The organism is Pseudonocardia aurantiaca (assembly GCF_039526725.1).
GTDB classification, from domain to species: domain Bacteria; phylum Actinomycetota; class Actinomycetes; order Mycobacteriales; family Pseudonocardiaceae; genus Pseudonocardia; species Pseudonocardia aurantiaca.
Genome location: NZ_BAAAJG010000027.1, coordinates 72,231 through 96,984, shown reverse-complemented (window position 1 = coordinate 96,984; position 24,754 = coordinate 72,231). Strand labels below are relative to the sequence as shown.

Sequence of the window (24,754 nt, the reverse complement as noted above, 5' to 3'; positions counted from 1 at the left end):
TTACGCAAGGGTCGGCGAAGGCAGGGCAGGTTTAAACACCACGGTCCGGTGACGAGTCGCGGACGCGAACGAGCGCGGAGATGCGCTGCCTGCTGACGCCGAACAGCTGGCCGATCCGGTACGTGCTCACGTTCTCGCGCTGCAGCGCGAGCGCCTCCTCGCGCCGGAAGCGACCGCCGGTCTCGCCGAGGTTCTCGAGGACGTGAGTGATCGTCTCCACGACGAGCGGCCTGCTCTCGTTCGAGACGATGTCGAGCCACGACTGGCCGCGGGCACGGAGCTCGGCCAGATGGGCGAGCCGCTCGTCGGCGGCCTGAAGATCCGCGATGCTGCGCCGGATCTGGGCGCTCAGCTCCTCGATCGCCCGCACCGTCGGGTCGCCGGCGTCCGAGGGGTGAGGCGTCATGTGCGTACGCTACCGACCCTCCTCCGTAGTCCGGCACCGCTGACGACCGTCGGCTCCCGGGTAACCTTGCCGCGACTCGAACGTCTCTCCTGGTGTGAACGGGGGCAATGGCCATTGCCCAGACGCCACCGGCGCACTGCTCGCCGTACCGCCGAAAGCCGCCTTCCATTGCGTGGATGTCGGTGACGACAACCGCGTCTCAGCGATCACGACGCTGCAGGAGATGCCGCTGTGGGAGAACGGCGGCTACTTCGTGCTCCGGCCGGAGATCTTCGACCGCCTTCCGGTGACCGGCGATCTGATCACAGACGCCTGCCTGCCCCTCGCCAAGGAGGGCCGCATGCTGGCCTACCGGCACCACGGGTTCTGGCAGGCGGCCGACACCGTCAAGGAGCGCGCGGCGTTGGAAACCGCGTACCAGTCCGGGATGCGGCCCTGGATGCTCTGGGAGGAGCCCGCCACCGGCACTCCCGACCGCACACCGCTGCAGGCCACCATCGCTGCAATGGCCGACTGAACTCCGCCGACCTCGTGCGCCGCCGCACGCTCTCGAGCGAGCCCCGTGGCGCCGCATTGGCGCCATGGGGCTTGCAATGGCGCCACTTTGGCGCCATGATGACTCCATGCAGCTCGGTCCGTACATCGACAGGCTCCGCAACGAGCTCGCAGCGGTGGCCGAGACCGGTGGAGAGGAGGCCCGCGCTCTCGCCGAGCGGCTGGTGGCGCCGCTCGACTCGGCGGTGCGGCTCGTGCTGCTGGAAGCCCTGGCCGCGGCCGCAGATGCGATCACCCGCGACCTCGCTCCGGGATCGGTCCACCTGCGGCTGCGCGGCCGCGACCCGGCCTTCGTCGTGACGCCACCACCCGCGGACGCGCCCGCCGACGACCGCCCGGTGCCGCCCGCGGGCGCCGAAGCCAAGGACGCGGAGGCGCACGACGGCCCCGTCGCCCGGATCAACTTCCGGCCGCCGGAGCACCTGAAAGCCAGGATCGACGAGGCCGCCGCGCAGGAGGGCCTGTCGGTCAACGCGTGGCTGGTGCGGGCGGCCTCGGCCGCACTGGATCCCGCCGCGCGTCGCTCCGAGAGCCGCCGGTCCGGCTCCGGCACAGCGCGGTTCACGGGCTGGGCCGGCTGAGCCCGGCCCCACCCTTCGCCCACACCCGCAGCGGGATCGCCCGATCCCGTGGAGGAGATCTGTCATGCCCACGTTCGAGACGCCCGAACCCATCTCCGTCACGATCGACCTGCCCGTCGGCGAGGCCCGGATCGTCGCGTCCGACCGCGCCGACACCGTGGTCGAGATCCGCCCTGGCGACGGCGGCGACGAGTCCGCGGTCGCCGCCACCCGGGTGGAGATGGTGAACAGGCAGCTCCTGATCAAGGGGGCCGCGCTGCGCGGGTGGGGCGCGAAGTGGGGACTGGGCTTCCTCGGTCTGGGCTGGAGCGGGGCCGCTGCGGAGGTGGAGATCGCGCTGCCGAGCGGCTCGCGGGTGCACGGCGAGACGTCCTTCGGCGGGTTCCAGGCCGAGGGGCGGCTCGGGGAGTGCCGGTTGCGCACCGACTACGGCGACATCCGGCTCGGCCACACCGGCTCGGTCGACCTGCGGACGTCGAGCGGCGAGATCGTCGTGGACCGCGTCGACGGCCACGCCGAGATCAGCACGAGCTCCGGCGACATCCGGGTCCGCGACGTCGACGGCACCGCCGTGATCAGCAACGAGCACGGGGAGATCCACGTCGGCCACATCACCGGCGACCTGCGGTTGAGCGGCTCGCACGGCGACATGGACGTCGACCGCGCCGCCGCGGGCGTCGAGGCCAGGACCGCGTACGGCAACGTCCGGATCGGCCAGGTGACCCGCGGCGTCACCACGCTCACCACGACTTCTGGGGAGCTCGAGGTCGGTGTCCGGCACGGCACCGCCGCCTGGCTCGACGTGAGCTCCTCCACCGGCGAGCTGCACAACCACCTCGAAGCCCGCGACGACCCGGACGGGTTCGCCGAGACGGTCGAGATCCACGCCCGCACCCGGGACGGCGACATCGTCCTGCGCCGGGCCTGAACACCACCACCACACATCTGAGGGGGAAGAGCTGTGCCCGACATCAGACCAGCCATCACCGCCACGGGCCTGCGCAAGGCCTACGGCGAGCACGTGGTGCTCGACGGGATCGACCTGCGCATCCCGCAAGGCAGCGTCTACGCCCTGCTCGGCCCCAACGGGGCAGGCAAGACGACCACCGTGCACATCCTGTCCACACTCATCCGGGCCGATGCCGGCGAGGCCGCGGTCGCGGGCCACGACGTTGCCCGCGACCCCGACGGGGTCCGGTCCGCGATCGGCCTGACCGGCCAGTTCGCCGCGGTCGACGCCCTGCTCACCGGCGAGGAGAACCTCCTGCTGATGGCAGACCTGCGCCATCTCGGCCGCCGGGAGGGCCGCCGCCGCACCCGCGAGCTGTTGGAGCAGTTCGACCTCGTGGACGCCGCGCGCAAGCCGGCGAGCACCTTCTCCGGCGGGATGCGACGGCGGCTGGACCTCGCCATGACGCTGGTCGGCGACCCGCGGGTGATCTTCCTCGACGAGCCGACCACCGGGCTCGACCCGCGCAGCCGCCGCACGATGTGGCAGATCATCCGCGACCTCGTCACGGGGGGCGTGACGATCCTGCTCACCAGCCAGTACCTCGAGGAGGCCGACCAGCTCGCCGACCGCGTCGGGGTGCTCGACGGCGGGCGGCTGGTCGCCGAAGGCACCCCGGCCGAGCTGAAGCGGCGCGTCCCCGGCGGCCACGTGCGGCTGCGGTTCGCGGACCTGCCCGGTCTCGACTCCGCCGTCACCGTGCTGAGCGGCGGGGCGCGCGACGACGAGGCGCTCACGCTGCAGATCCCGCACGACGGCAGCCCGCGCGCGCTGAAGGGGCTGCTCGACCGGCTCGACGACGCCGCCCTCGACGTCGACGCGCTGACGGTGCACACACCCGACCTCGACGACGTGTTCCTCGCCCTCACCGACATCCGCACCGAGAAGGAAGAGGCCCGAGCATCATGACAACCCTCGCAGCGGCGGCTCCCGCCAACACCCTCGCCCACACCGTGGCCGACTCCGCGACGATGGTGCGGCGCAGCATCAAGCACATGATCCGCTACCCGTCCATGACGCTGCTCCTCGTCGGGATGCCGATCGTCTTCCTGCTGCTGTTCGTCTTCGTCTTCGGCGGGATTCTGGGCGCCGGGCTCGGCCAGGCGGCGGGCGCACCCACCGGTGGCCGGGCCGAGTACCTCGAGTACGTCGTCCCCGGCGTCCTCATGCTGACCATCGCCGCCGCGGCGCAGGGCACGGCGATCAGCGTCGCCATGGACATGACCGAAGGTGTCATCGCGCGCTTCCGCACGATGGCCATCGCTCGCGTCTCGGTACTGACGGGGCACGTCGTCGGGAGCCTGATCCAGACGGTGCTCGCCCTGGCCGTCGTGCTGGGGACCGCGCTCCTCCTGGGCTTCCGGCCGGGCGGCAGTCCGCTGGGCTGGCTCGGCGCCCTCGGGGTGCTCGCGATGGTCACGTTCGCGATCGTCTGGCTCTGCGTCGCCCTCGGCATGGTGTCCGACACCGTCGAGACGGCCAGCAACGTGCCGATGCCCCTGACGCTGCTGCCGTTCCTGAGCAGCGGGTTCGTCCCCACCGACTCCCTGCCCACCGGCCTGCGGTGGTTCGCCGAGTACCAGCCGTTCACCCCCGTGATCGAGACGGCGCGCGGCCTGCTCATGGGCACCCCGGTCGCCGCGGCGACGCTCTGGCTCGCCGTCGGCTGGTCGGCGGCCATCGCGCTCGCGGGCTACCTCTGGGCGCGCAAGCTCTACGAGCGCCTCCCCGAGCGCGGCTAGCGATCCTGAACAACTCCGCCCGTACTGCGCGACGGGCGGAGTTGTTCAGGGCGCTCCTCCAGTCTGACCACTATCTCCGATGGGAGCGCCACCGAGATGATGTCGACACACGCGAGCACCCTCGCGGTCTTCGACCCCAACGCAACGTCGATGCTGGTCGGCGCCGGTCTGGTCGCGGTCTCCGGCTGGATCGGCTGGGTCGCCGGACGTATCTCCGGACGCAACCAGACCGCCCGGCGGCAGGGCCCGACGTCCGAGTTGATCTGTTCGTGCGGGCACGGCTATGGCACGCACGAGGACGAGAAGCGCTGTCACGGCGTCGACGCGGCAAAGCGCAACGGAGTACACACGCTGGACCCCTGCTCGTGCCGTCTCTACGACGGGCCGGAGCCGCTGCCTCGGACGTGGACCCCGGTGCAGCTCCCGAACGCCGAGTGACTCCGTCGGACGACCCGGGCGTCAGCCGGGGTCGTCCAGCAGACCCGCGTCGTGCGCGAGCAGCGCGATCTGCACCCGGTTGTTCAGGCCGAGCTTCGTGAGGATCGCGGAGACGTGGGTCTTCACCGTCGGCACGCTGACGTACAGGGCGGCCGCGATCTCGGCGTTGGCGCTGCCGCGACCGACCTCCACCGCGATCTCGCGCTCGCGCTCCCCGAGGAGCGCGAGCCGGGCCCTGGCGGCGTCGCGGCGCCGGTCCTTGTCGGACTCCGCGACCCGCGCGATGAGCCGGCGCGTCACGTCCGGGGAGAGCACGGGACGGCCGCAGGCGACCTGGCGCACCGCCGTGACGATCTCGTCGGGCGGGGTGTCCTTGAGCAGGAAACCGGCGGCCCCGGCGCGCAGCGCGCGCAGCACGTGACTGTCGGCGTCGAACGTGGTCAGCACGATGACCTGCGGCGACCGCGGCCGGGCCCGCAGCGCCTCGGTGGCGGCGAGCCCGTCCATCACGGGCATGCGGATGTCCATCAGCACGACGTCGGGGGCGTGCCGATCCACCAGCGGCAGGACCTCCGTGCCGTTGCCCGCCTCGGCCACCACTCGGATGTCAGGGGCGCCGCGGAGCATCATCACCAGCCCGAACCGCACGACCGGGTCGTCGTCGACGACGAGCACGTCGATCATGTCCGGGGTCACGGGGGCCACGGTAACCAGGCCGCGAGCCGCCAGCCGCCCTCGGTGGTCGGTCCGTGCTCCAGGCGGCCGCCGGTCAGCGCGGCCCGCTCGGCCAGACCGAGCAGGCCCTGTCCGGGCTCCCCAAGTCCGGGCTCCCCAAGTCCGGGCTCCACGGGCGCGGGCGGCGCCGGCGGGGCCGTGTTCGTGACCTCGGCGGCGAGCCCGCGCCCGGGCGCCCCGGACACGCATACCGCCACCGCGGCGCCGGGGGCGTGCTTGCGGGCGTTGGTCAGCCCCTCCTGCACCACCCGGTACGCGGTGCGCCCTGCGGTCTCCGGCGCGGTGCCACCGACCTCCTCCACCAGGTCGACGTCCATCCCGGCCCGCCGGGACTCGGCCACCAGCTCCCCGACGCCTGCGAGGGTCGGCTGGGGCAGCTCACCCACCGGGGCGCGGAGCACGCCGATCACCTCACGCAGGTCCTGCAGCGCCTGATGGGCGCTCTCCCGGATCACCTCGGCCGCCCGCGCGACGTCCTGCGCGGATGCGTCGGGGTTGTACTGCAACGCGCCCGCGTGGACGCTCAGCAGCGACAGCCGGTGCCCCAGCACGTCGTGGATCTCCCGCGCGAGCGCGTCCCGCGCCGCGTGCTGGGCCTGCTCGGCGCGGAGCCGGGCCTCGGTCTCGGCCCGCGCAGCCCGGTCCTCCAGCGAGGCCACGAGCTGCCTGCGGTTCTGCACCACCAGCCCCCAGCCGATGGCCGCGGCGTACAGGGCGAGTCCCAGCAGGAGCAGCACGAGGGCAGGCACGTCGGGCTCGGGGCGCAGCTGCGCGTAGACCACCGTGCTGAGCACGCCCAGCACGAACACGGCCATCACGGTGCGCAGCGGGCGGTGCACCGCCACCGTGAACAACGCCACCAGCAGCGCACCGGCAACTAGCTCGGCGAAGGTCGACAGCACGATCAGCGCAATGGCCAGCTCCACCGGACGACGACGGCGCCAGAACAGCGCGACACACGCGAGGACACCGAGGATCTGGTCGAGGCCGAACAGCCACATCGGCACCGTCAGCGGTGGCGAGTCGAGGCGGTCGGCCGCCAGCATCAGCCCGAAGATGGCCGCGAACAGGAACATGCCGGTGTCCACAAGCCACTGGCGCAGCCCGCGCCGGGGCACCGTTTTCGTCATCGATCCGCTCATCCCAGCCGGAGCGTAGGGCGGGACGGACGTATCCGGTCCGTATCGAACGGGGATCGGTACCGAAGTCGGGCGGCTCGCTACTTCCGTCGGCCACGGCCGCGACATCGGGTGCTTCGGTCGGGGCTCCCGACCCCGATGATCGATCCGCAGGCCGGGGGCCGGTTCCTAGCGTTCGCCGCATGCGCAGACCGGTTCAGACCGTGGGGCTCGTGCTCGTGCTCATGGGCATCAGCGGAACCATCGACCACCTGTTCCTCCAGCCGATCCTCGGCCCGTTCCTCAACGCCTTCAACCGCTACGTCTTCCCCAGCGTCGAGGTCCTGTCGGGCTACGAGCTGTACGCGAACCTGATGGTGGCCGTGATCGGCGTTGTGGTGATCGTCGTCGCCGAGCGGGTGCCCGCGCCGTGACCTCGACCCGAGCTTTCGCGGCGCCGATCTCGGAGCGGGTGCTCGCTCCCGACCTCGCCCGGGGCGTGATGCTGCTGCTGATCGCCCTCGCCCACTCCCGGGACCTGCACGGCGCCGGTTACGCACTGGGCGCCGTGGTGGCAAGCACGCCGCTCGACACGGCCGTGCAGGCGGTGCTCACGCTGTTCGTCGACAGCCGGGCGCGTCCGATGTTCGCACTGCTGTTCGGATACGGGCTGGTGCAGCTCGCGCGCCGCCGCGCGGAGAACGGAGTCGACTGGGCGGACACCCGCAGGCTGCTCCGGCGCCGGGCCATGTGGCTCGTCGTCTTCGGGCTCGCGCACGCCGTGCTGCTGTACGCAGGCGACATCCTCGCGGCTTACGGCTTCCTCGCGCTGCTGTTCGTCGGCGCCTTGCGCTGGTCGGATCGCAGGTTGTGGGTCGTCGCAGGGCTGTTCGCCATCGCGGGCGCGCTGCTGTTCGGCTGGATGCAGGTCCAGATCGGGGCCGCTCCGGTCGATGAGCTGCCTGCCGACCCGCTGAGCGGCGCGGCCTTCCGCGCGGCCGTCCTCGCTATCCTCGCCCCGACGGGCGTGGTGCTGACGGCGACACCGGTGCTGATCGGCATCTGGGCGGCCCGGCGGCGCATCCTGGAAGAACCCGCCCGCCACCTGCCGCTGCTGCGCTGCGTCGCGGTGGGCGGGGTGGCCGTCACCGTCGCCGGCGCGCTTCCGCTGACCCTGCAGGCGGTCGGCGTGTGGACGCCGGGGTCGCCGGACGCCGGGCTCGCCGTCGGGTTCCTGCACACCCTTACCGGCTACGCGGGCGGGCTCGGGTACGCGGCGATCGTCGCGCTCGTGGTGGTGCGGCTGCGCGAGCGGCGCGGCCCTCTCGTCACGGCGCTCGCCGCGTGCGGGCAGCGCTCGCTGACCTGCTATCTCGCGCAGTCGGTGGTGTGGTTCGTGACGATCGAGCCGTACATGCTCGACCTCACCGGCCGGCTGGGGGTGGCGGCAGCGGCGGCCATCGGCATCGGCACCTGGGTTGTGACGGTGGTTGTGGCCGACGCCCTCGGGCGGGCCGGGCGCCGCGGACCCGCCGAGACGCTGCTGCGGCGGCTCACCTACGGCCCTCGGGAGGCGCTCCGATGACTCGGGAGCAGGTCGTGCGGGAGCCGATGTGGGCGGCCGCGCTCATGGGCGCCGGGTTCGTGCTGGCCGGGGCCGGGGCGGTGGCAGGCACCTCCTGGCTGCTGCGGCTCGTGGCGAACTGGCTGGTGACGGTGCCAGGCATGCCGGTGCCTGCGCCCGTCCGGATCGCGGCGGCGCTGCCGGAGCCGTGGGTGACGATCGGTGCGCTCGCGGTCGGCGCGCTCGGCGGGCTGGTGGTGACGTTCGTCGGGCTGCACGAGAGCCTCACCGTCACCGTTTCCCTGGAGAAGGTGGTGCTGACCCGCATCGGCTCGTCACAGGTGCTGGAGGGCGCGGCCGTCCAGGGTGCGTTCTGCGAGGGCAAGCAGCTCGTCGTGCTCGGCCGGTACGCCGAGGAGCTCGCCCGGGAGCCCTGCGACCTGCGGGAACAGCGCCTCGCCGAGGCTTTCGGCCGGCACGGCTACCACTGGCTGGACGGTGACCCGTACGCGGGCGAGTTCCGGCGCTGGGTGCCGGGCACCACGGCCCTGCCGCCGGAGGCGAACGCGCTGCTGCAGGCCCGCCGGGAGGCGCTGGACGACAAGGACGCGGCCGACGACGTGCGGGAGCTTCGCGAGGAGCTGGCCCGGCTCGGCGTCGTGGTGCGCGATGACAAGACTCGGCAGTTCTGGCGGCTGTCGCGCCTTCCGGGCGTCCGCTCCGCCGGTGGGGCCACGCAACCGGGCCGGATCCAGAACAAGCTGTAGCGATGACCTCACTCAGGGCCCCATCGCGGCCGGCTACCCGAGCGCGGCCGAGGGCGGCGACTGGGTGCAGGACTTCGGCGACTGAGCCCGGCTACCGGTCTCCCCGGACGTGTCAGGATCCGGCTGTGCTCATCACCGCCGATCGACACGCCGTCCTCACCGGGCCGGGAGCCCTGGAGGTCCGGGCGGCGCCCGCTCCGGCCCCGGGACCGCACGACCTCGTCATCCGCCCGGATGCCGTCGGCATCTGCGGCACCGACCTCGAACTGCTCGGCGGGTCGATGACCTATCTGGCCAGTGGGCTGGCCGGCTACCCGATCGTGCCGGGTCACGAGTGGACCGGGCTGGTCGCCGCCACCGGGGCCGAGGTCACCGGGTTCGCCGTCGGCGACCGGGTGGTCGGCGAGGTTCCCATCGGGTGCGGCAGCTGCGCACAGTGCACCTCCGGGCGCTACCACGTGTGCCCGAACCGCACCGAGACCGGCATCGCGGGCAGGCCCGGTGCGATGGCCAGCACCCTGGTGTTCCCGGCCGCGTCGGCGCACCTGCTGCCCGACGGCATCGACGCGGCCGACGCCGCCCTCGTCGAACCGCTCTCCGTCGCCTACCGCGGCGTCGCCCGGGCGGGCGTGCAGCCCGGGGAGCCGCTGGCCGTCGTCGGCGCAGGCACGATCGGGATGCTCGCCGCACTGACCGCCCAGGCACTCGGCATCGCCGACGTCCGGCTGGTGGAGGTCGATCCCGACCGCCGCCGGTTCGCCGCAGAGCTCGGGCTCCACGTCTCCGCTGCGCTCGACGAGCGGGTGCCGCGGGTCGTCGAGGCGTCCGGCGCGGCGGGCGGGATCGCGGCGGCGCTGGAGACGTGCCTCGACGGCGGCTCGGTGGTGCTCATGGGGCTCACCGGGGCTCCCGCCACGCCGGTCGACCTCGACCGGGTGGTCGTGCGCGACCTGACCGTCCAGGGCAGCCTCGGGAGCCCCGGGGTCTGGCCCGAGGTGGTCGCGCTCGTGGCCAATGGCCAGGTCCGGCCGTCCGTGCTGGTCAGCCACCGCTTCGGGCTCGCCGACGCGGCCGCGGCGTACGCCCTCGCCGCGAGCCGCGAGCCCGGCGTCCGCAAGGTTCTCGTGCTGCCGAACCAACCGACCGACGTCTGAGGTGACGGTCGCGCCGCTGCCGCAGGTCGACAGGCGGCTGCCGGGGCCTGCCGTGAGGGAAACTGCGCACGTGACCACCGAGACCGGTCGACCGGACCCACCGGCGGCCAGCCCGTCGATCGTGCTGCTCACCCTGGCCCACCGCGTCGAGTCCGAACTGGGCGCCGCCCTCGCACCCCTCGGCCTGACGGTCAGCAGGCTCGGCCTGCTGGGGCACATCGCCGGGGTGCCGGGTGCGTCGTTCAGCGACCTGGCGCGGATGTCGGGCGTGACCGTCCAAAGCGTCCACGCGGGGGTGAAGGCCCTGGCGGCCACCGGGCTCGTGCGGGACACGACGGCGCGGGCCGGGTCGGCCTCCGCGATCGAGCTGACCGCGCAGGGCCAGGGGCTATTGCAGAAGGCGATGGGCGCGGTCGCCACGGTGGACGCGCTGCTCTTCGGCCCGGACGCGGACCCGGTGCAGCGGCAGGTCGGAGAGGCCGTGAGCGCGGCGTTCGGAGACGGCACCCGTCCGTGACAGGCCGCTTTCAGGCGGCCTGAAGCATTCGCTATGCTTCAGTCAAGCTGAAGGTTGGTCAACGGGAGGGCCCGTGGAAGGTCTCTTGCTGTCGGTGCACGTGCTCGCCGGCATCGTCTTCGTGGGCGGCTCGGCCGTCGCGGCGAGCCTGTTCCCCCGCTACGCCCCGGTGGCCGTCGCGGTCGCGGTCGGCCCCGCCGACGCCGCCACCCCGGCACCGGACGCCGAGGGCGAGCGCAGCCGCGCCGTTGCGGTCGCGCTGCACCGCATCACGCGGGTCTACGGGATCTTCGGCGTGGTCGTCCCCGTGGTCGGCATCGCGCTCGCGGTCGTCCAGGGCCGGATGGGCGAGGTGTGGATCAACATCGCGATGGTGCTCACCGCGATCGCCGGCGCGCTGCTCGCCTTCCTCATCTACCCCGGGCAGCGCGACGCCCTCGCCGAGCCGGACGACGGCAAGCGGCTGCGCTCCCTGGCCATGCTCGCCGGGATCTACAACCTGCTGTGGGCGGTCGTCGTGGTGCTCATGATCGTCCGTCCCGGCGCGTACTCGTGAGCCGGAGCACCCGTGCCCTCCTGACGATCGCCCAGACCGGGCAGGCGCACCTGTTCTTCGGCCTCCTGTACGAGTCGGTGGTGCGGATCCCGGACCGGCTCTCCAGCGAGCGGGTGCTGGCCGGCGCCCAGCGGGCGAGGTCGAGCATCGGCGGACGTTGAAATCTTTCCTGCCGTTCCGGCAAGCTCGGACTCGTGGATGACGCGCTGGAAGGTGTGCTGAATGCGGTCGGCCCGCGGCTGCGGGCGCTGCGCAGGCGCCGTGGCCTGACGCTCGCCGACCTCGCAGCGACCACCGGCATCTCCGAGAGCACGCTGTCGCGCCTGGAGAGCGGTGGGCGCAGGCCCAACCTCGAACTGCTGCTGCCGCTGGCGCGGGCCCACGGCGTGCCGCTCGACGAGCTCGTCGGCGCGCCGCAGACCGGCGACCCCGCGTCCACATCCGCCCCGTCTACCGCTGCGACACGACCTTCATCCCGCTGAGCAGGCGGGCGGGGGGCATGCAGGCCTACAAGATGGTCATCCCACCCCGCGCCAAGGACAGCGATCCCGAGCCGCAGACGCACGAGGGCTACGAGTGGCTCTACGTCCTCGACGGCCGGCTGCGGCTCCTGCTCGGCGACCGCGAGTTCGTCATGAAGCCCGGGGAGGCCGCCGAGTTCGACACCCACGTGCCGCACTGGATGGGCAGCGCCGGGCCTGGCCCCGTCGAGCTGCTCATCCTGTTCGGCACGCAGGGCGAACGCGCCCACCTCCGGGTCCACTCGGGAGCTAGGGCGTCTCCGGCGGACACGCCCTAGTCGCCAGGACTGAGGGTCGCGAGGCCGTGGCGGCGGTCGCCGAGCACCCGCCGTAGCCGCCATTTGTGCGCGGCTCCGGCCGGATCTTCGTCGCCGGGATCGTGATCTTGAAGGCCTGCAGCGGTCCGGGCTGGCGGGTCAGCGGCACGGTGCGGCCGGCGACCCGGCGCGGATCGGTCTGTACCCGGGGGTCCGCAACGCGCAGGGCGCCGATCAGATCGTCCAGCGGCACCTGGTGGGCGAGAGCGATCGGCAGCAGCAGCTCGAGACTCGCCCGCCGGGCTACCGGTGGTCGTCGAGCCGGGCCGCGCGGCCCTGCAGGTACCGCCGCTCCGGGATGCTGGTGGTGAGCCGCGCGGCGCGCAGGTAGCCGGACCGGGCGCCCTCGTGGTCACCCGCCATCTCCAGCAGATGTGCCCGCACGGCATGGAGCCGGTGGTGGCCGCTCATGCGGTCGTCGCCGTCGAGCGGCTCGATGACGGCGAGCCCGGCCCGTGGCCCGTGCACCATCGCGACCGCGACGGCGTGGTTGAGCGTGACGACGGGACTGGGGTCCAGGTCCTCGAGCAGCCGGTAGAGCCCGACGATCTGCGCCCAGTCGGTGTCATCGGCCCGGTCGGCCTCGGCGTGCACGGCGGCGATGGCCGCCTGCACCTGGTAGGGGCCGAGCGGCGAGGTGGCCAGGGAGCGGGTGAGCAGCTCGATGCCCTCCTCGACTGGCTCCCTGCGCCACAGGCTGCGGTCCTGCTCGGCCAGCGGGACCAGGCTGCCGTCGGGACGGGTGCGGGCCGGGCGGCGCGCGTCGGTGAGCAGCATCAGCGCAAGGAGCCCGGCGACCTCGCCGTCGTCGGGCAGCAGCGCCCGGACGATGCGGGTGAGCCGGATGGCCTCGCGCGTGAGGTCGCTGCGGTGCAGGTCCGGGCCGGAGGTCGCGGTGTAGCCCTCGTTGAAGACGAGGTAGAGCACGTGCAGCACGGACCGGAGCCGATCGGCGCGCTCGTCCTCCGGGGGCAGGTGGAACCGGGCGCCCGCCATCCTGATGCGCTGCTTGGCGCGGCTGATCCGCTGGGCCATGGTCGCCTCGGGCACGAGGAACGACCTGGCGATCTCCGCCGTGGTCAGCCCGCCGACGGCGCGCAGCGTCAGCGCGATCTGCGACGGCGGGGTGAGGCTCGGGTGGCAGCAGAGGAGCAGCAGGGTGAGGGTGTCGTCCGGGCGCACCGCGGCGGCGTCGGCGGCGGGCGCGGCGAGCTCGTCCGGCGGTGTCCGGGCGGCGAGCCGCTCCTCCCGCTGCCTGCTCGCATGGTCGCTGCGGAACCGGTCGGTCATCCGCCGGGAGGCCACCGTGATCAGCCAGCCCTCCGGGCGGTCGGGCACCCCGTGCTCCGGCCACAGCGTCGCGGCGGCGAGCAGCGCCTCCTGCACGGCATCCTCGGCGGCCTCGAAGTCCCCACGCTGGCGCACGAGCGCGGCGAGGACCTGCGGCGCCACCCGGCGCAGCAGGTCTTCGATCTCGGGGCCGGGGTTCACATCTCCTGGCCGGACACATCCATGACCGGCCGGATCTCCACCGCGCCGAGCCGTGCGTCGGGGAACCCCGCCGCGATCTCCGCCGCCCGTTCCGGGCTGTCGCAGTCGATCACAAAGTACCCGGCCAGCTGCTCCTTCGCCTCGACGTAGGGCCCGTCCGTGATCGCCGGAACGCCGTCACGCGGCCGCGCGGTCCTTGTCAGCGCCGGGTCGGCGAGCGCCGTCCCGACGACGAACTCGCCCGACTCGACGATCTCCCGGTGCAGCGCCTCGGCCCGCTCGACCAGCTCCGCCCGCTCGTCCTCCGGCATCGCCTGGAACTCCGGGGTGCGCAGGAAGATCGGGTGCTCCCACCGCTCCGGGCTGTTGCTGTAGATCAGCAGCAGGTACTTCATTCGCTCATCCCTCCAGTTCAGGCGGTGCCGGCCACGCCGATCAGGTTGCCCTCCGGGTCGGTGAAGTGCCCGACCACGAGGTCACCCGGCGCGGCGTTCGCAGGCTCGGGACCCATCACGCGGGTCCCGCCGAGGCTCTCGGCCTGCCGGAGCGCGGCCCCGACGTCGGGCACGCCGACGTAGAACAGGACGCGGGGGTCGAAGCCGGCGCCGCCCGCCACGCCCCCGTTGATGCCGCTGCCGGACGCGCCGGCGTCCACGAAGCCGTACTGCCCCGGCCGGGAGACCGCCTCGGCGGAGGCGTGGCCCACCTGGTACTGCCATCCGAAGAGCTCACCGTAGTAGTCGCGAAGCTTCGCCGGGTCGGTGCCGACGATCTCGAAGTGCACGACGGGCTGTCCCATGCTCGGTCCCCTCTGCGGCACCCGGGTGGCGCCTCGCAGCAGAGGACGGAGCTCGCGGCGCGGTCTCTACATTGCGCCGCGTCGACCACAAGGCCGGATGATCGACGGGGCGATGGAGGCGGGCGCGCAGATCCCGACCGTCAGCCCAGGGCGGCCGTGACCAGCCACATTGCCGAGCGGTACGTCACGCCGTCGGAGCCGAGGTGCTCCTCCAGCGTCGCCCGCAAGGCGGCCTCCGCGCTCGCGCGGGCCGCAGCGTCGAGGTCGTCGAGCCTTCCGCCGACGATGCCGAGGACCATCCGCTCGGCCGTCGAGATGTCGGGTCCGTAGAACATCGGTTCCCGCAGCCCGGCGAGGCGCGGTTCGCCGAAGCCGGCCGCCGTCAGCACGGTTCGCACCCGGTCGGGGTCGCCCATCGAGAACGGGCCGGGGCGGTCGGGCGGTGGGGGCGGGAGGTCTCGCCCCGCGGCGACCGCGCCGAGGAACGCGCCGAGCCACTCGTTCTCCGTGAAGGGCTGCCAGACCAGCAGCACCAGCCGCCCGTCGGGCTTCAGCGCCTTCGCGAGGTTGGCGAACGCCGCGACCGGGTCTCCGAAGAACATCGCGCCGGTGCGGCTGATCACCCGGTCGTAGCGGTCCGTGCCCAGGTCGGCGACCTGCGCGTCGGCCTGCACGAACCGGACGTTCGACAGGCCCGCCTGATCGGCGCGGCGACGCGCCAGGTCGAGTAGGCGCGCCGACAGATCGACGCCGGTGGCGCTGCCCGCGGTGGCGAGCCGGGCGGCCTCGCGGGTGGTCTGGCCGGCTCCGCACCCGACGTCGAGCACGTGCGCGCGCGGCTCGATCGCGGCGGTGTCGAGGAACGGCTGCAGGTAGCGGGCCACTCCGGCGTCGAACATGTCGGCGTTGTCGGTCCAGAAGTCGCCGGTGGGCCCGTCCCAGCCCTTGGCGGCATCGGCGTTGGACGGGTCGACGTGCACGCTCACTGCTTCGGTACCTCCAGTTTCGCTGCGTCTGCCGGCGACTGCTGGGGCCGGGGGGCCTCAGCCGTCGCGGGTCCCCGGCCGCCTCGGGCGGGCTCCATTGAACCGCTCGGGCCCGCGCGTCGTTTTGCCGGTGTCGGTGCCGGACGTGCACCCCACCGAAGGAGTTCACCGATGACCGACGGCGACCGTGGACGCTGGCGAACCATCGCGGCGGTGACGGCCACCGTATTGGCGGGGCTGCTCGTGTTCATCGCGCTGGTCGCCCCGAACGACATCAACGGCCTCACCCCTGCCGCGTTCGTCCGCCTTCCCCTGGAGGCGCTGGTCGGGATCGCGTTCCTGCTCGCGCTGCCGGCGCGGGCCCGCACGGTGGCGGCGGTGCTCGGCGGCGTGGCGCTCGGGCTGCTGACCGTGGTGAAGGTCCTCGACATGGGCTTCCTCTCGGTGCTCGCGCGGCCCTTCGACCCGGTGCTCGACTGGGTCCTGCTCGACGACGCCTACAACTTCGTCGCGGAGTCCTCGGGCACGACGGCGGCGATCGGCGCGGCGATCGGGGCCGTGCTGCTCGTCGTCGCGATCCTCGTCCTCATCATGCTGGCGACCCTGCGCCTGACCCGCCTCGCCGTCCGGCGCCAGGACGCCGCGAGCCGCGCGGTCGCCGCGGGCACCGTCGTGTGGCTCGCCTGCGCCGTGCTCGGCGCGCAGATCGTGCCCGGCGTGCCGGTCGCCTCGCGGAGCGCAGCCGGGATCCTCTACAACCGTGCGCAGCTGGTGGGGGTGGGCCTGCACGACCAGCAGGCGTTCGCGGCGGAGGCATCCGTCGACGCCTTCCGCGACACGCCGCCCGACCAGCTGCTGACCGCGCTGCGCGGCAAGGACGTCGTGTTCACGTTCGTCGAGAGCTACGGGCGCGTGGCCCTGGAGGATCCCGCGCTCGCGCCGGGGGTCGGCGCGGTGCTCGACGACGGCAATCGTCGGCTCCAGGCGGCCGGGTTCTCTTCTCGCAGCGCCTTCCTCACCTCGCCGGTGGCGGGCGGTGGCAGCTGGCTCGCGCACGCCACGTTCTTCTCGGGCCTGTCGATCGACAACGAGCAGCGCCACCGCAACCTCGTCTCCGGCGACCGCCTGACCCTCAGCAGCGCCTTCCACAGCGCGAACTGGTCGACCGTCGCCGTCATGCCCGGCACCACCCGGGCCTGGCCCGAGGCCGGCTTCTTCGGGTACGACCGCGTACACGACGCCTTCGGCCTCGGCTACCATGGCCCGAGCTTCAGCTGGGCCACGACGCCGGACCAGTACACCCTGGACGCGTTCCAGCGTTTGGAGCGCTCGACGCCGAACCGCGCGCCGGTGATGGCCGAGATCCCGCTGGTGTCGAGCCACGCCCCGTGGTCGCCCACCCCGCAGCTCGTCGGCTGGGACGAGCTCGGCGACGGCTCCATCTTCGCCTCCATGTCCGGCGAGGGCGCCCCGCCGAGCGCCATCTGGACCCGCGACCCGACGCTGGTGCGTTCCGAGTACGGCCAGTCCATCGAGTACTCGCTGAGCAGCGTCATCTCCTACCTGGAGAAGTACGGCGACGACAACCTCGTGTTCGTGTTCCTCGGCGACCACCAGCCGGCGCCCGTGGTCACCGGCGCGGCCGCGAGCCGGGACGTGCCGATCACGATCGTCACCCGCGACCGGGCGGTGCTCGACCGCATCGCCGGGTGGGGCTGGCAGGACGGGCTGCGTCCGAGCCCGCAGGCGCCGGTGTGGCCGATGGACTCCTTCCGCGACCGGTTCCTCACCGCCTACGGATCGCAGCCCACGTCCACGCCGGCGCAGCACTGAGGGAGCGGGGGCGTCACCGCGCCTCGCCGCCGGTAGGCGGCGCGTGCCCGAAACCGCAGTCCACGTTCGGCATCGGATCGGCTCGGCTTCGAGGACCCGCCGGACGTCGGGCTGATCCGCCGGTTCGCCGCCGAGTTCATGGCGTAGCCGGCCCGGGCGGCCGGGGCACAACGCGGGTGTGTGCCCCCGAAACCCCAGGTCGTCGCGGTCTCACTCAGCGTCAGCTCAGGTACTCAGTGTGGTCACAGCGGGTTGACAGCAGAGTGGGGGCCATGAACGGACCAGCGCTCATCCGGCCCGCCGCCCTCCCTCCCCCCGCAAACACAGATGCAGGCGCGGGACGACCGGAGCAGCGAGCGGCGGACGCGCGTCCTCCGATTCTGGTCGGCCGGGTCGAGGTCCACGACAACAGCACCGCGGGCTTCCGGGACATCACCGTCAGCCCGGAGTTCACCGCCGCCCGGCTGCTCGTCACCGTGAACGGCGTGGCCGTCGGCCAGGCCGTCGTGCCGCTGACCGGCGGCCGCGCCACCGCCCACACCGCTCGCGCCACCGTCATGGCCGAGCTTGGTGCCGAGATCGCCCGAGCTGCGGCTCCGCTGCCGGCGGTGACCACGCCGATCACGGTGGTCGTGCCGACCCGCGGGCGGGCCGACAGCCTCGGCCGCTGCCTGCGCAGCCTCCTGCGCTCCGCGCACATCCGGCTGACCGTCATCGTCGTCGACAACGACCCCGACGACGACCGCACCACCCAGGTCGTGCGCAGCATGGGCGACGAGCGCCTCTCGTACGTAAGCGAGGCCCGCCGCGGCACGTCCGCAGCACGCAACCGAGGGCTCGCCGAGGCGGCCGCCCGCGGCGCCGAGTTCGTCGCCTTCGTCGACGACGACGTGGAGGTGGACCCGTCGTGGGCCGGCCGCATGGCAGCGGCGCTGTCGAAGCCGGGTGTGGCCTGCGTGTCGGGGCCGGTGCTGGCCGCGGAGCTGGCCACCCCGGCGCAGATCGCCGCCGACGAGGCGCTCGGCTGGCGCAAGGACTTCGCCCGGCGCCGGTTCTCCCTCGCTGAGCCCCCGCCCGAGTCGGCGATCTTCCCCTTCTCCCCCGGCCTGTTCGGCGTCGGCGCGAACACTGCGGTGCGGACCGAAGCGGCAATGGAGATCGGCGGCTTCGACATCGCGCTCGGCCCCGGTACGCGGGCCCGCGGCGGTGAGGACTGCGACTTCATGGTCCGTCTCGTCCTCGCCGGCCACACGCTCGCCTACGAGCCCTCCGCGTACGCCTGGCACCACCACCGGCCGACGATGGCCGAGCTGGAGAACCAGATGCACGGCTACAGCCTCGGCCTCGGCGGCTTCCTCACCAAGATCATGCTGGACCCGACGGCTCGCGCGGCGGCGCTGCGCAGGCTCCCCGCGGCGGCGCGGCAGCTCGCGCGCATCCGCACCCGCGAGGCCGTCGCCGATGGGCCCTGCGCGTCCGGCGCGGGGAAGGCGCTGGCCCTCGCGGCCGGAGCCCGCGCCTACCTCGCCGGCCGGCGGGGCGCGGGCACCGCCGAGACCGACCGTGGACCGGCGGACCGGCCGTCGGCACGGCTGGGGACCTGACGAGCCGCCGGGCGCGGGCCCCGGGAGCCGCCGGATATCATCCGGCTGATTCACCCCGCTTCCCCGCAACGAGCGGGCCGCGGTCCCGGTGGCTCCGGTCCGTGCGCTCAGCGGCCCCGAAGGGATGAGTGCCATCCACCCGTTCGACTCGCCGACGGTCCCCGTCCCGCTCGACGCACCGACTGTCCCGGTCCAGCAGGTCCCCCCGGCACGCGGCCGCACCGGCCTGCTAAGCGGGTGGCGTGCGCCACAGCATCGGGACGGGATGGCGCTGGTCATCAGCTCGGGCCTGACCTCGGGGGTCGGGCTGTTGTATTGGGTGGTGGCGGCGCGGTTGTTCGACCATGCGACGGTCGGGTTGAACTCGGCTGCGGTGTCGGCGATGACGTTGCTGGGCACGGCCGCGCATCTGAACCTGGGTAACGCGATGTTGCGGTTCGTGCCGATGGCCGGTTCGGGGGCGCGCGCGTTGATCCTGCGGTGCAACCTGATCGCCTCGCTGGCCGCGGTGATGATCGGGCTGGTGTTCGCGTTGGGCGCCGGGTGGTGGGCGCCGGATCTGCTGGCGGCGGTCGGGTTTCCGGCGCTGCTGGTGTTCTTCGTGGTGAGCACGCCGGTGTGGACGTTGTTCGTGCTGCAGGACTCGATCATGACCGCGATCAAGCGGGCGACCGCGGTGCCGATGAAGAACCTGGTGTTCTCGGTGTTGAAGATCGTCCTGCTCGGGGCCGCGGTCGGGATGGGCACGGAGAGCGGCATCGCGGTGTCCTGGGTCGTGGGCACCGTGCTGTGCGTCGTAGGTGGGGTGTTGTGGCTGGCGCGGGCGATGCCCCCGGCCCATCCGCCCACCCCGACCGGCGCCCCGACCGGGTCGGTGGCGGGGTCGGCGGTGTCGTTGCGGGATGTGGCGGGTTTCGTCCGGTACGACTATGCGGGCAACGTGTGCTGGCAGGTCGTGGTGTTCGGGCTGCCGCTGGTGGTGCTGGCGTTGGCCGGGCCGGAAGCGGCGGCCACCTACGGGATCGCGTGGCAGATCGCGTTCGCGCTCTATCTCGTGATCAACGGGATGGGGCAGTCGCTGGTGGCGCACCTGTCGGCCGACCCCAGTGGGCTGGGCGCGGCGATGCGCAGCATGGTGGTGAAGTCGTTCACGCTGGTGGTCCCGGCCGTCGTGGTGATCGCGCCGGGGTCGTATCTGTTGTTGTCGTTGTTCGGGAGCGAGTACGCGGCCACGGGGTCGTTGCTGCTGGCGTTGCTGGCGCTCTCGGCGATCCCGAACGTCATCACGCAGGCGGCGGTGTGGGCGGCGCGGGTGCAGCGCCGCGGCGCGCTGCAGATCGCGATCCCGGCGACGCTCGCGGTGGCGGTCATGGTGGGCACGGCGATCCTGATGCCGAGCCTCGGGGTGACCGGGGCGGGCGTCGCGTGGCTGGGCGCCCAGACCCTGGCGGCCGCCGCCATCCTGCTCGCGCGACTGCGCTCCCGCCGCCGCGCCGCCAACTGAAGCCTGGCGCGACCCCTCGACCCCTCGGCCGGTCGACGAGCGACAAAGCGCACCGCCCGCACCCCGCGTGTAGCGGTGGTACGGGCGGTGCGAGGGTCCGGTCGACTTCCGCCTACTGCGCGCCGGCCGTGCTCGAGTTCATCGACGCCGGCTCGGTCACAGGAGCCAACCGGGCCGGGGCCTCGGGCCGGCTCCGGTAGAACGCGATGTTCTCGGCCGGGAGCTGCGGGCGGCCGAGGATCATGTCCGCCGCCCTCTCCGCGACCATCATCACCGGGGCGTAGGTGTTCGCGTTCGTGACCTCAGGGATCACCGACCCGTCCACCACCCGGAGCCCTTCGAGCCCGTGCACACGCATCGAGTCGGGATCGACCACCGCGCCTTCCCCGACCCCCATCCGGCAGGTACCCACGTAGTGCATCGCGGACTTCACGTTGGTCACCACCCAGTCCCAGATCTGCTCGTCCGTGCGCACCTCAGGACCCGGAGCAGCCTCCCCGCCGTCGTACGGCGCGAACGCCGGCTGCGCCATGATGTCCCGCGTCACCCGGATCGCCTCGATCCACTCCTTTCGGTCCCGCTCCGTGGAGAGGTAGTTCATCCGGATCGCCGGAGCCTGCCGCCAATCCGGCGACGTGATGCGCACGGAACCGCGCGAATCCGTGCGCATCGGGCCCACATGGACCTGGTACCCATGCGCGGTCGTCGGCGAGTTCGGGTAACTCTTCGACGCCAGGGGCAGGAACTGGTACATCAGGTTCGGGAATTCCAGCTCTTCGTTGCTGCGGGCGAATCCGCCCACCTCGAACTGGTTGGACGCCCCCGGGCCGCTTCGCAGGAACAGCCATTGGGCACCGATCCACGGCGCATTCTTCAAATGCGCGGTCGGACCCAGCGACACCGGCTTCGTGCAGGAGTGCTGAATCTGGATCGCCGTGTGGTCGTGGAGGTTCGCACCCACCCCGGGCAGCTCGTGCACAACGGGGATCCCGGCCGACCGCAGCAGGTCGGGGTCGCCGACGCCGGACAGCTGCAGCACCTGTGGAGTCCGGAACGTGCCGGCGGAGACGATCACCTCACCGCCCATCGCGTGGTGAACCTGGCCGCGCCCGTCGACGTACTCGACGCCGACCGCCCGCTTGCCGTCGAACATGATCCGGGTGGTGTGGGTGCCGGTGCGGACCTCGAGGTTGGGCCGCTCGCGCGCCGGGTCCAGGTACGCCCGGGTCGCCGACCAGCGGCGGGACGAGCGGATGTTGTGGTCCAGCGGGGCGAAGCCCTCCTGGCGGAACCCGTTGACGTCGTCCGTGGCGGCGTGCCCCGCCTGTACGGCGGCCTGCAGGAATGCCTTGAACAGCGGGTTGTCGCCCCGTCCGCGGCTGATGGTGATCGGCCCGCCGCGAGCCCGGAACGGGCCGGCGCTGCGGGAGTCCTCCATCCGCTTGAAGTAGGGCAGCACGTCCGCGTAGGTCCAGTGCTCCATGCCCGGTTGCGCAGCCCAGCGCTCGTAGTCCATCGGGTTGCCCCGCTGGTAGATCATCCCGTTGATGTTGCTCGAGCCACCCAGCAGCCGGCCCGACGGCAGGTCCACCCGCCGGCCCCGCAGGCCCGGCTCCGGCTCGGTGCGATAGCACCAGTCGTACTGCTTACGACCGAGGACGAACGCGACACCGGCCGGCATCCGCGTCAAGACGTCCCAGGAGAAGTCCGGACGCCCGCTCTCCAGCACCAGCACGCGGCGCGTCGGGTCGGCGGTCAGTCTGTTGGCCAGGACGGAGCCGGCCGAACCACCGCCCACGATGACGTGGTCGAACAGGCCAGTCACCACAACGTCCTCCAAAGGGTCGCTCCCTTACACGGCATGGGCCACTGACCGCGCCGGCGGCCTGGCAGCCCATGGGTCGACTGCTGACGAACCACGGTTCGTCCCCCCGCAATAGCTGTTGCAGCGGGGAAGGTAACAACGTCACTCGGTGTGCATCCTGACAGGCCCCCCCACAACGGTCACCCAGCCGGGTGAAAAGATGCCGCGGCGCGCCCCTCGGGCAGCAGCCCCCACCCGCCACGAGGCAAGCATGCGTCAGCCTGTCTCCGGCGATCGGGTCCACCCTGAGGCACGACAGGAGGAACCCCATGGAGAGCACCCACCTGCAGCAGTTCCACGCGCCGCATCTCGACGGAGTCGAGCCGGCGCCACTGTGGACGTTGTACAACAGGGCCGCGGAAGCCGGCCGTGCGGACGGCGTTCTCAGCGACAAGACGGCGATCGAGCTCTTCAGGTCGCTCGCCTACCCCGCGAGGGAGGTGTATGGCGAGCCCCAGCAGTCGCACGCGCTCCGCGCGCTCTGCTTCGACCAGGCGATGCGGCGGATCATCGGCGAGCACCCGGGCGGCACGGTCGTGTCCTTGGGCGACGGGTTCGACACGGGCCTGTGGCGGATCGACGACGGCCGGGTGCGCTGGCTCTCGGTGGACCTGCCCGGGGTCATCGCCCTCCGCGAGAAACACCTGCCGGCCCATCCCCGCCTGCGCAACCTCGCCCGCTCCGCTCTCGATCTGTCCTGGATGGACGAGGTGGACACCAGCGGTCACGTGCTCGTCAGCTCGCAGGGCCTACTGATGCACTTCGAGCCCCAGGAGGCGCTCGGACTCATCGACGCCTGCTCGCGCCGCTTCCCGGGCGGGCACATGATCTTCGACCACATCCCGCCGTGGTTCAGCAAGAAGACGCGGCGCGAGGCCGGGCGTCCGGGCAACTTTCAGGCCGGGCTGCCCTTCGCGCTTTCCGTCCACGACGCGGCGAAGCTGCCCGAGCGCTTCCCCGGGATCGCTTCCTCGACCAGGCTCGAGCAGCCCGTTGGCAGGCCGTCACCGCCCGAGCGCGTTGTCTCTGCTGCGCTGCGCCTACCGGTGCTGCGCAACCTGCGCTTCTCGGTCACGCTCCTCGAGTTCGCGCAGGCCTCCGCATAACGGCCGCCCAGACCGGGCGAGGTGCGCACGCTCCCCTCACAGCGCGCCCCCGTCGGCCAGGGCGGCACCAGCGACGGGCGGCGGGCGTTCGCGCAGGATCGTCGAGATCCGTTGCCGGCTGACGCCGAAAAGTTCGCTGATGCGGGTGATGCTCAGGTCCTCCCGACGCAGCGCGAGTGCCTGCTCGCGCCGGAACCGGCTCCCCGTCTCCCCGAGCTGAGAGAGGACGGAGGTGATCATCTCCACGACGAGCGGCCGATCCTGCTTCGCGACGATCTCGGACCACGGGGCTCCGGCCGCGTGCGCACTCGTCAGCTGCTCGAGTCGTTCCTTGACCCCGTGGAGATCGCGGATCGTGTTATCGACCTCGAGGCGCAACTCGTCGAGCGCGCGTAGCGCGGAATCATCGGCGTGTTCGGTCACGGGGAGCCGGAGCCCATTGCTCGCGGGGCACACACCGGGCCCGGGGCGAATACGTCGACGGGCGTGCCTGCGGACTGGTCGTGCGGGATTCCCGTGGGCATCGACGCGCGCTGCACTTGCGGCCAGGAGAACCTGCCGGGGATCACGGCAACGGGGCGTCGGAACACGTGGAGAAGTTATCCAGTGGTCGCTGAAACGACGCTGAGGACGCCCCGCAGAGGGCAACATTTCGCGCGTTCCCGCCGATTTCGGGCGGACTCGCCGAATCGATCGGCGTCAGCGGACGCCGGGCTGGAACTGCGCCCGGGCGCTGTCGTCGTGCGGCACGACGAGCACGGCGCCGCCTTCGCGCCACTGCTCGGGCACGAGGAACAGCTTCCCGTTCGCCTCGATCAGCAGGCGCATACCGCGGTAGCGGAACCGGAACTCCTGCGCGTCGGCGACGGGGAGCGCGGTCTCCTCGACGCCGGGGTACCGCAGGTACAGGCGTTCCTTCGTGTCCAGCACGACCTCCGGACGCTCGGTCAGCCGCGCGCTGTCCGCAGCGCCCTGGCCGCGACCGTAGGCGCCGGCGAACGAGTTCGTCGTCCAGAACAGGCTGAGCACGACGACCCCGCACGCCGCAACGACCACCGCACGGCCTCCGCGGCGGGCCGCCGGGCTCGGCACCCGGCCGGCCCTCCGCGCCGCCAGCGCCAGGTACCCGCCGTACGCGCACCAGAGCGCGCCGAGCCCGAGGCAGAGCGGGGTGGTCGCCGTGACCTCATGCTCGGCGACTTCGGGCACGACGATGCCGTAGATGGCGCGGGCGAGGAGCGGCACGCCTGCGACGGTCGTGAGCAGGCCTGCCCAGATGAGGAGCGTGCGCCGCGCGCCGGCCGCCACGAGGTCGCGCAGCGCGCCGTGCAGCAGGTATGCGCCGAGCCCCGCCCCGAGCAGCACGAGCAGCGGGACGTAGAGCGCGGCGACGCTGCGCAGCACGAGGTCTTGCGTGGACATGCCGAGCGTCGTGAGGTCGATGCCGAAGTAGGCGAACTGCGCGTAGCTGGTGACGTAGCCGAAGTAGGACAGAAGCGCGGTGAGAAGCGTGAGGGGTGCGACGACCTCCGCGACGCCCCTGAGCCGGTCACCCCACGACTTCGGTTGGGCGCCCACGTCGGGTCC

Annotated in this window: 27 protein-coding genes and 1 pseudogene; 18 read left to right on the top strand and 10 right to left on the bottom strand. The window is 72.6% G+C overall.

The genetic code is table 11. The annotated features are described in order from the left end of the window. Nucleotides 1–31 precede the first annotated feature (31 nt). Nucleotides 32–406, bottom strand: a complete 375-nt coding sequence (locus ABD143_RS33420) for a hypothetical protein (RefSeq protein ID WP_343986139.1) — start codon at nt 404–406, stop codon at nt 32–34. A gap of 172 nt (nt 407–578) precedes the next feature. Here ABD143_RS33420 and ABD143_RS33415 point away from each other — a divergent pair, with 172 nt between their 5' ends. The 6 genes from ABD143_RS33415 to ABD143_RS33390 all read left to right on the top strand — a co-directional run bounded on the left by ABD143_RS33415 (nt 579) and on the right by ABD143_RS33390 (nt 4,731). Next, complete coding sequence (locus ABD143_RS33415) at nt 579–923, top strand: glycosyltransferase family protein (protein ID WP_343986137.1); 345 nt, start codon at nt 579–581, stop codon at nt 921–923. A gap of 106 nt (nt 924–1,029) precedes the next feature. Then, nucleotides 1,030–1,542 carry a hypothetical protein gene (locus ABD143_RS33410; RefSeq protein WP_343986134.1) on the top strand — a complete coding sequence of 171 codons (513 nt, stop codon included), beginning with the start codon at nt 1,030–1,032 and terminating at the stop codon, nt 1,540–1,542. Between the two features lie 64 nt (nt 1,543–1,606). Continuing rightward, nucleotides 1,607–2,470, top strand: a complete 864-nt coding sequence (locus ABD143_RS33405) for a DUF4097 family beta strand repeat-containing protein (protein WP_343986131.1) — start codon at nt 1,607–1,609, stop codon at nt 2,468–2,470. Between the two features lie 33 nt (nt 2,471–2,503). Next, nucleotides 2,504–3,460, top strand: coding sequence for an ATP-binding cassette domain-containing protein (locus ABD143_RS33400; RefSeq protein ID WP_379659907.1), 957 nt, complete (start codon nt 2,504–2,506; stop codon nt 3,458–3,460). Next, complete coding sequence (locus ABD143_RS33395; RefSeq protein ID WP_343986128.1) at nt 3,457–4,293, top strand: ABC transporter permease; 837 nt, start codon at nt 3,457–3,459, stop codon at nt 4,291–4,293. Before ABD143_RS33400 ends, ABD143_RS33395 begins: the two co-directional genes overlap by 4 nt. A gap of 96 nt (nt 4,294–4,389) precedes the next feature. Next, nucleotides 4,390–4,731, top strand: coding sequence for a hypothetical protein (locus ABD143_RS33390; protein WP_343986126.1), 342 nt, complete (start codon nt 4,390–4,392; stop codon nt 4,729–4,731). Nucleotides 4,732–4,752: 21 nt separating this feature from the next. Here ABD143_RS33390 and ABD143_RS33385 read toward each other — a convergent pair whose 3' ends face one another. Further along, nucleotides 4,753–5,415 (bottom strand): response regulator, encoded by a 663-nt coding sequence (locus ABD143_RS33385; protein ID WP_343987167.1) that lies wholly within the window; start codon nt 5,413–5,415, stop codon nt 4,753–4,755. A gap of 8 nt (nt 5,416–5,423) precedes the next feature. After that, nucleotides 5,424–6,596: a sensor histidine kinase gene (locus ABD143_RS33380; RefSeq protein ID WP_343986123.1), complete on the bottom strand. Its 1,173-nt coding sequence runs from the start codon at nt 6,594–6,596 to the stop codon at nt 5,424–5,426. A 191-nt stretch (nt 6,597–6,787) separates the two neighbouring features. Between ABD143_RS33380 and ABD143_RS33375 the strand changes: the two genes are divergently transcribed. The 8 genes and pseudogenes from ABD143_RS33375 (at nt 6,788) to ABD143_RS33340 (ending at nt 11,941) form a co-directional block, all read left to right on the top strand. After that, nucleotides 6,788–7,018 (top strand): hypothetical protein, encoded by a 231-nt coding sequence (locus ABD143_RS33375; RefSeq protein ID WP_343986121.1) that lies wholly within the window; start codon nt 6,788–6,790, stop codon nt 7,016–7,018. After that, nucleotides 7,015–8,169, top strand: coding sequence for a DUF418 domain-containing protein (locus tag ABD143_RS33370; RefSeq protein ID WP_343986119.1), 1,155 nt, complete (start codon nt 7,015–7,017; stop codon nt 8,167–8,169). Before ABD143_RS33375 ends, ABD143_RS33370 begins: the two co-directional genes overlap by 4 nt. After that, nucleotides 8,166–8,915, top strand: a complete 750-nt coding sequence (locus ABD143_RS33365; protein ID WP_343986117.1) for a YqeB family protein — start codon at nt 8,166–8,168, stop codon at nt 8,913–8,915. Before ABD143_RS33370 ends, ABD143_RS33365 begins: the two co-directional genes overlap by 4 nt. Nucleotides 8,916–9,040: 125 nt before the next feature. After that, complete coding sequence (locus ABD143_RS33360) at nt 9,041–10,069, top strand: zinc-dependent alcohol dehydrogenase (RefSeq protein ID WP_343986114.1); 1,029 nt, start codon at nt 9,041–9,043, stop codon at nt 10,067–10,069. A 70-nt stretch (nt 10,070–10,139) separates the two neighbouring features. After that, entirely contained in the window at nt 10,140–10,586 is a 447-nt protein-coding gene (locus ABD143_RS33355) for a MarR family winged helix-turn-helix transcriptional regulator (RefSeq protein ID WP_343986112.1), read from the top strand. A gap of 73 nt (nt 10,587–10,659) precedes the next feature. Then, nucleotides 10,660–11,142, top strand: a complete 483-nt coding sequence (locus ABD143_RS33350; RefSeq protein ID WP_343986110.1) for a hypothetical protein — start codon at nt 10,660–10,662, stop codon at nt 11,140–11,142. Then, entirely contained in the window at nt 11,139–11,303 is a 165-nt protein-coding gene (locus ABD143_RS33345) for a hypothetical protein (protein WP_343986107.1), read from the top strand. The genes ABD143_RS33350 and ABD143_RS33345 overlap by 4 nt, the downstream gene beginning before the upstream one ends. 33 nt (nt 11,304–11,336) lie before the next feature. Continuing rightward, nucleotides 11,337–11,941 (top strand): annotated as a pseudogene (locus ABD143_RS33340) (XRE family transcriptional regulator). Nucleotides 11,942–12,223: 282 nt separating this feature from the next. Here ABD143_RS33340 and ABD143_RS33335 read toward each other — a convergent pair. The 4 genes from ABD143_RS33335 to ABD143_RS33320 all read right to left on the bottom strand — a co-directional run bounded on the left by ABD143_RS33335 (nt 12,224) and on the right by ABD143_RS33320 (nt 15,256). Then, entirely contained in the window at nt 12,224–13,471 is a 1,248-nt protein-coding gene (locus tag ABD143_RS33335; RefSeq protein ID WP_343986104.1) for an RNA polymerase sigma factor, read from the bottom strand. Then, nucleotides 13,468–13,866, bottom strand: coding sequence for a YciI family protein (locus tag ABD143_RS33330; protein ID WP_343986101.1), 399 nt, complete (start codon nt 13,864–13,866; stop codon nt 13,468–13,470). The genes ABD143_RS33335 and ABD143_RS33330 overlap by 4 nt, the downstream gene beginning before the upstream one ends. Before the next feature lie 17 nt (nt 13,867–13,883). Next, complete coding sequence (locus ABD143_RS33325; RefSeq protein ID WP_343986098.1) at nt 13,884–14,270, bottom strand: VOC family protein; 387 nt, start codon at nt 14,268–14,270, stop codon at nt 13,884–13,886. A 140-nt stretch (nt 14,271–14,410) separates the two neighbouring features. Continuing rightward, complete coding sequence (locus tag ABD143_RS33320; protein ID WP_343986095.1) at nt 14,411–15,256, bottom strand: class I SAM-dependent methyltransferase; 846 nt, start codon at nt 15,254–15,256, stop codon at nt 14,411–14,413. A gap of 171 nt (nt 15,257–15,427) precedes the next feature. Between ABD143_RS33320 and ABD143_RS33315 the strand changes: the two genes are divergently transcribed. From ABD143_RS33315 to ABD143_RS33305, 3 genes are all read left to right on the top strand, one after another. Then, nucleotides 15,428–17,089 (top strand): LTA synthase family protein, encoded by a 1,662-nt coding sequence (locus ABD143_RS33315; protein WP_343986092.1) that lies wholly within the window; start codon nt 15,428–15,430, stop codon nt 17,087–17,089. Nucleotides 17,090–17,361: 272 nt separating this feature from the next. After that, nucleotides 17,362–18,693, top strand: coding sequence for a glycosyltransferase family 2 protein (locus ABD143_RS33310; protein WP_343986090.1), 1,332 nt, complete (start codon nt 17,362–17,364; stop codon nt 18,691–18,693). A 265-nt stretch (nt 18,694–18,958) separates the two neighbouring features. Beyond that, the gene (locus tag ABD143_RS33305; protein WP_343986088.1) at nt 18,959–20,197 is read left to right on the top strand and encodes a lipopolysaccharide biosynthesis protein; all 1,239 of its coding nucleotides are present in this window, start codon (nt 18,959–18,961) and stop codon (nt 20,195–20,197) included. A 112-nt stretch (nt 20,198–20,309) separates the two neighbouring features. Here ABD143_RS33305 and ABD143_RS33300 read toward each other — a convergent pair whose 3' ends face one another. Further along, the gene (locus ABD143_RS33300; protein ID WP_343986085.1) at nt 20,310–22,025 is read right to left on the bottom strand and encodes a choline dehydrogenase; all 1,716 of its coding nucleotides are present in this window, start codon (nt 22,023–22,025) and stop codon (nt 20,310–20,312) included. 305 nt (nt 22,026–22,330) lie between these two features. Between ABD143_RS33300 and ABD143_RS33295 the strand changes: the two genes are divergently transcribed. Next, nucleotides 22,331–23,167, top strand: coding sequence for a class I SAM-dependent methyltransferase (locus ABD143_RS33295; RefSeq protein ID WP_343986082.1), 837 nt, complete (start codon nt 22,331–22,333; stop codon nt 23,165–23,167). A 36-nt stretch (nt 23,168–23,203) separates the two neighbouring features. Here ABD143_RS33295 and ABD143_RS33290 read toward each other — a convergent pair whose 3' ends face one another. After that, complete coding sequence (locus ABD143_RS33290; protein WP_343986079.1) at nt 23,204–23,590, bottom strand: hypothetical protein; 387 nt, start codon at nt 23,588–23,590, stop codon at nt 23,204–23,206. Between the two features lie 276 nt (nt 23,591–23,866). After that, complete coding sequence (locus ABD143_RS33285) at nt 23,867–24,745, bottom strand: hypothetical protein (RefSeq protein WP_343986076.1); 879 nt, start codon at nt 24,743–24,745, stop codon at nt 23,867–23,869. Nucleotides 24,746–24,754: the final 9 nt, after the last annotated feature.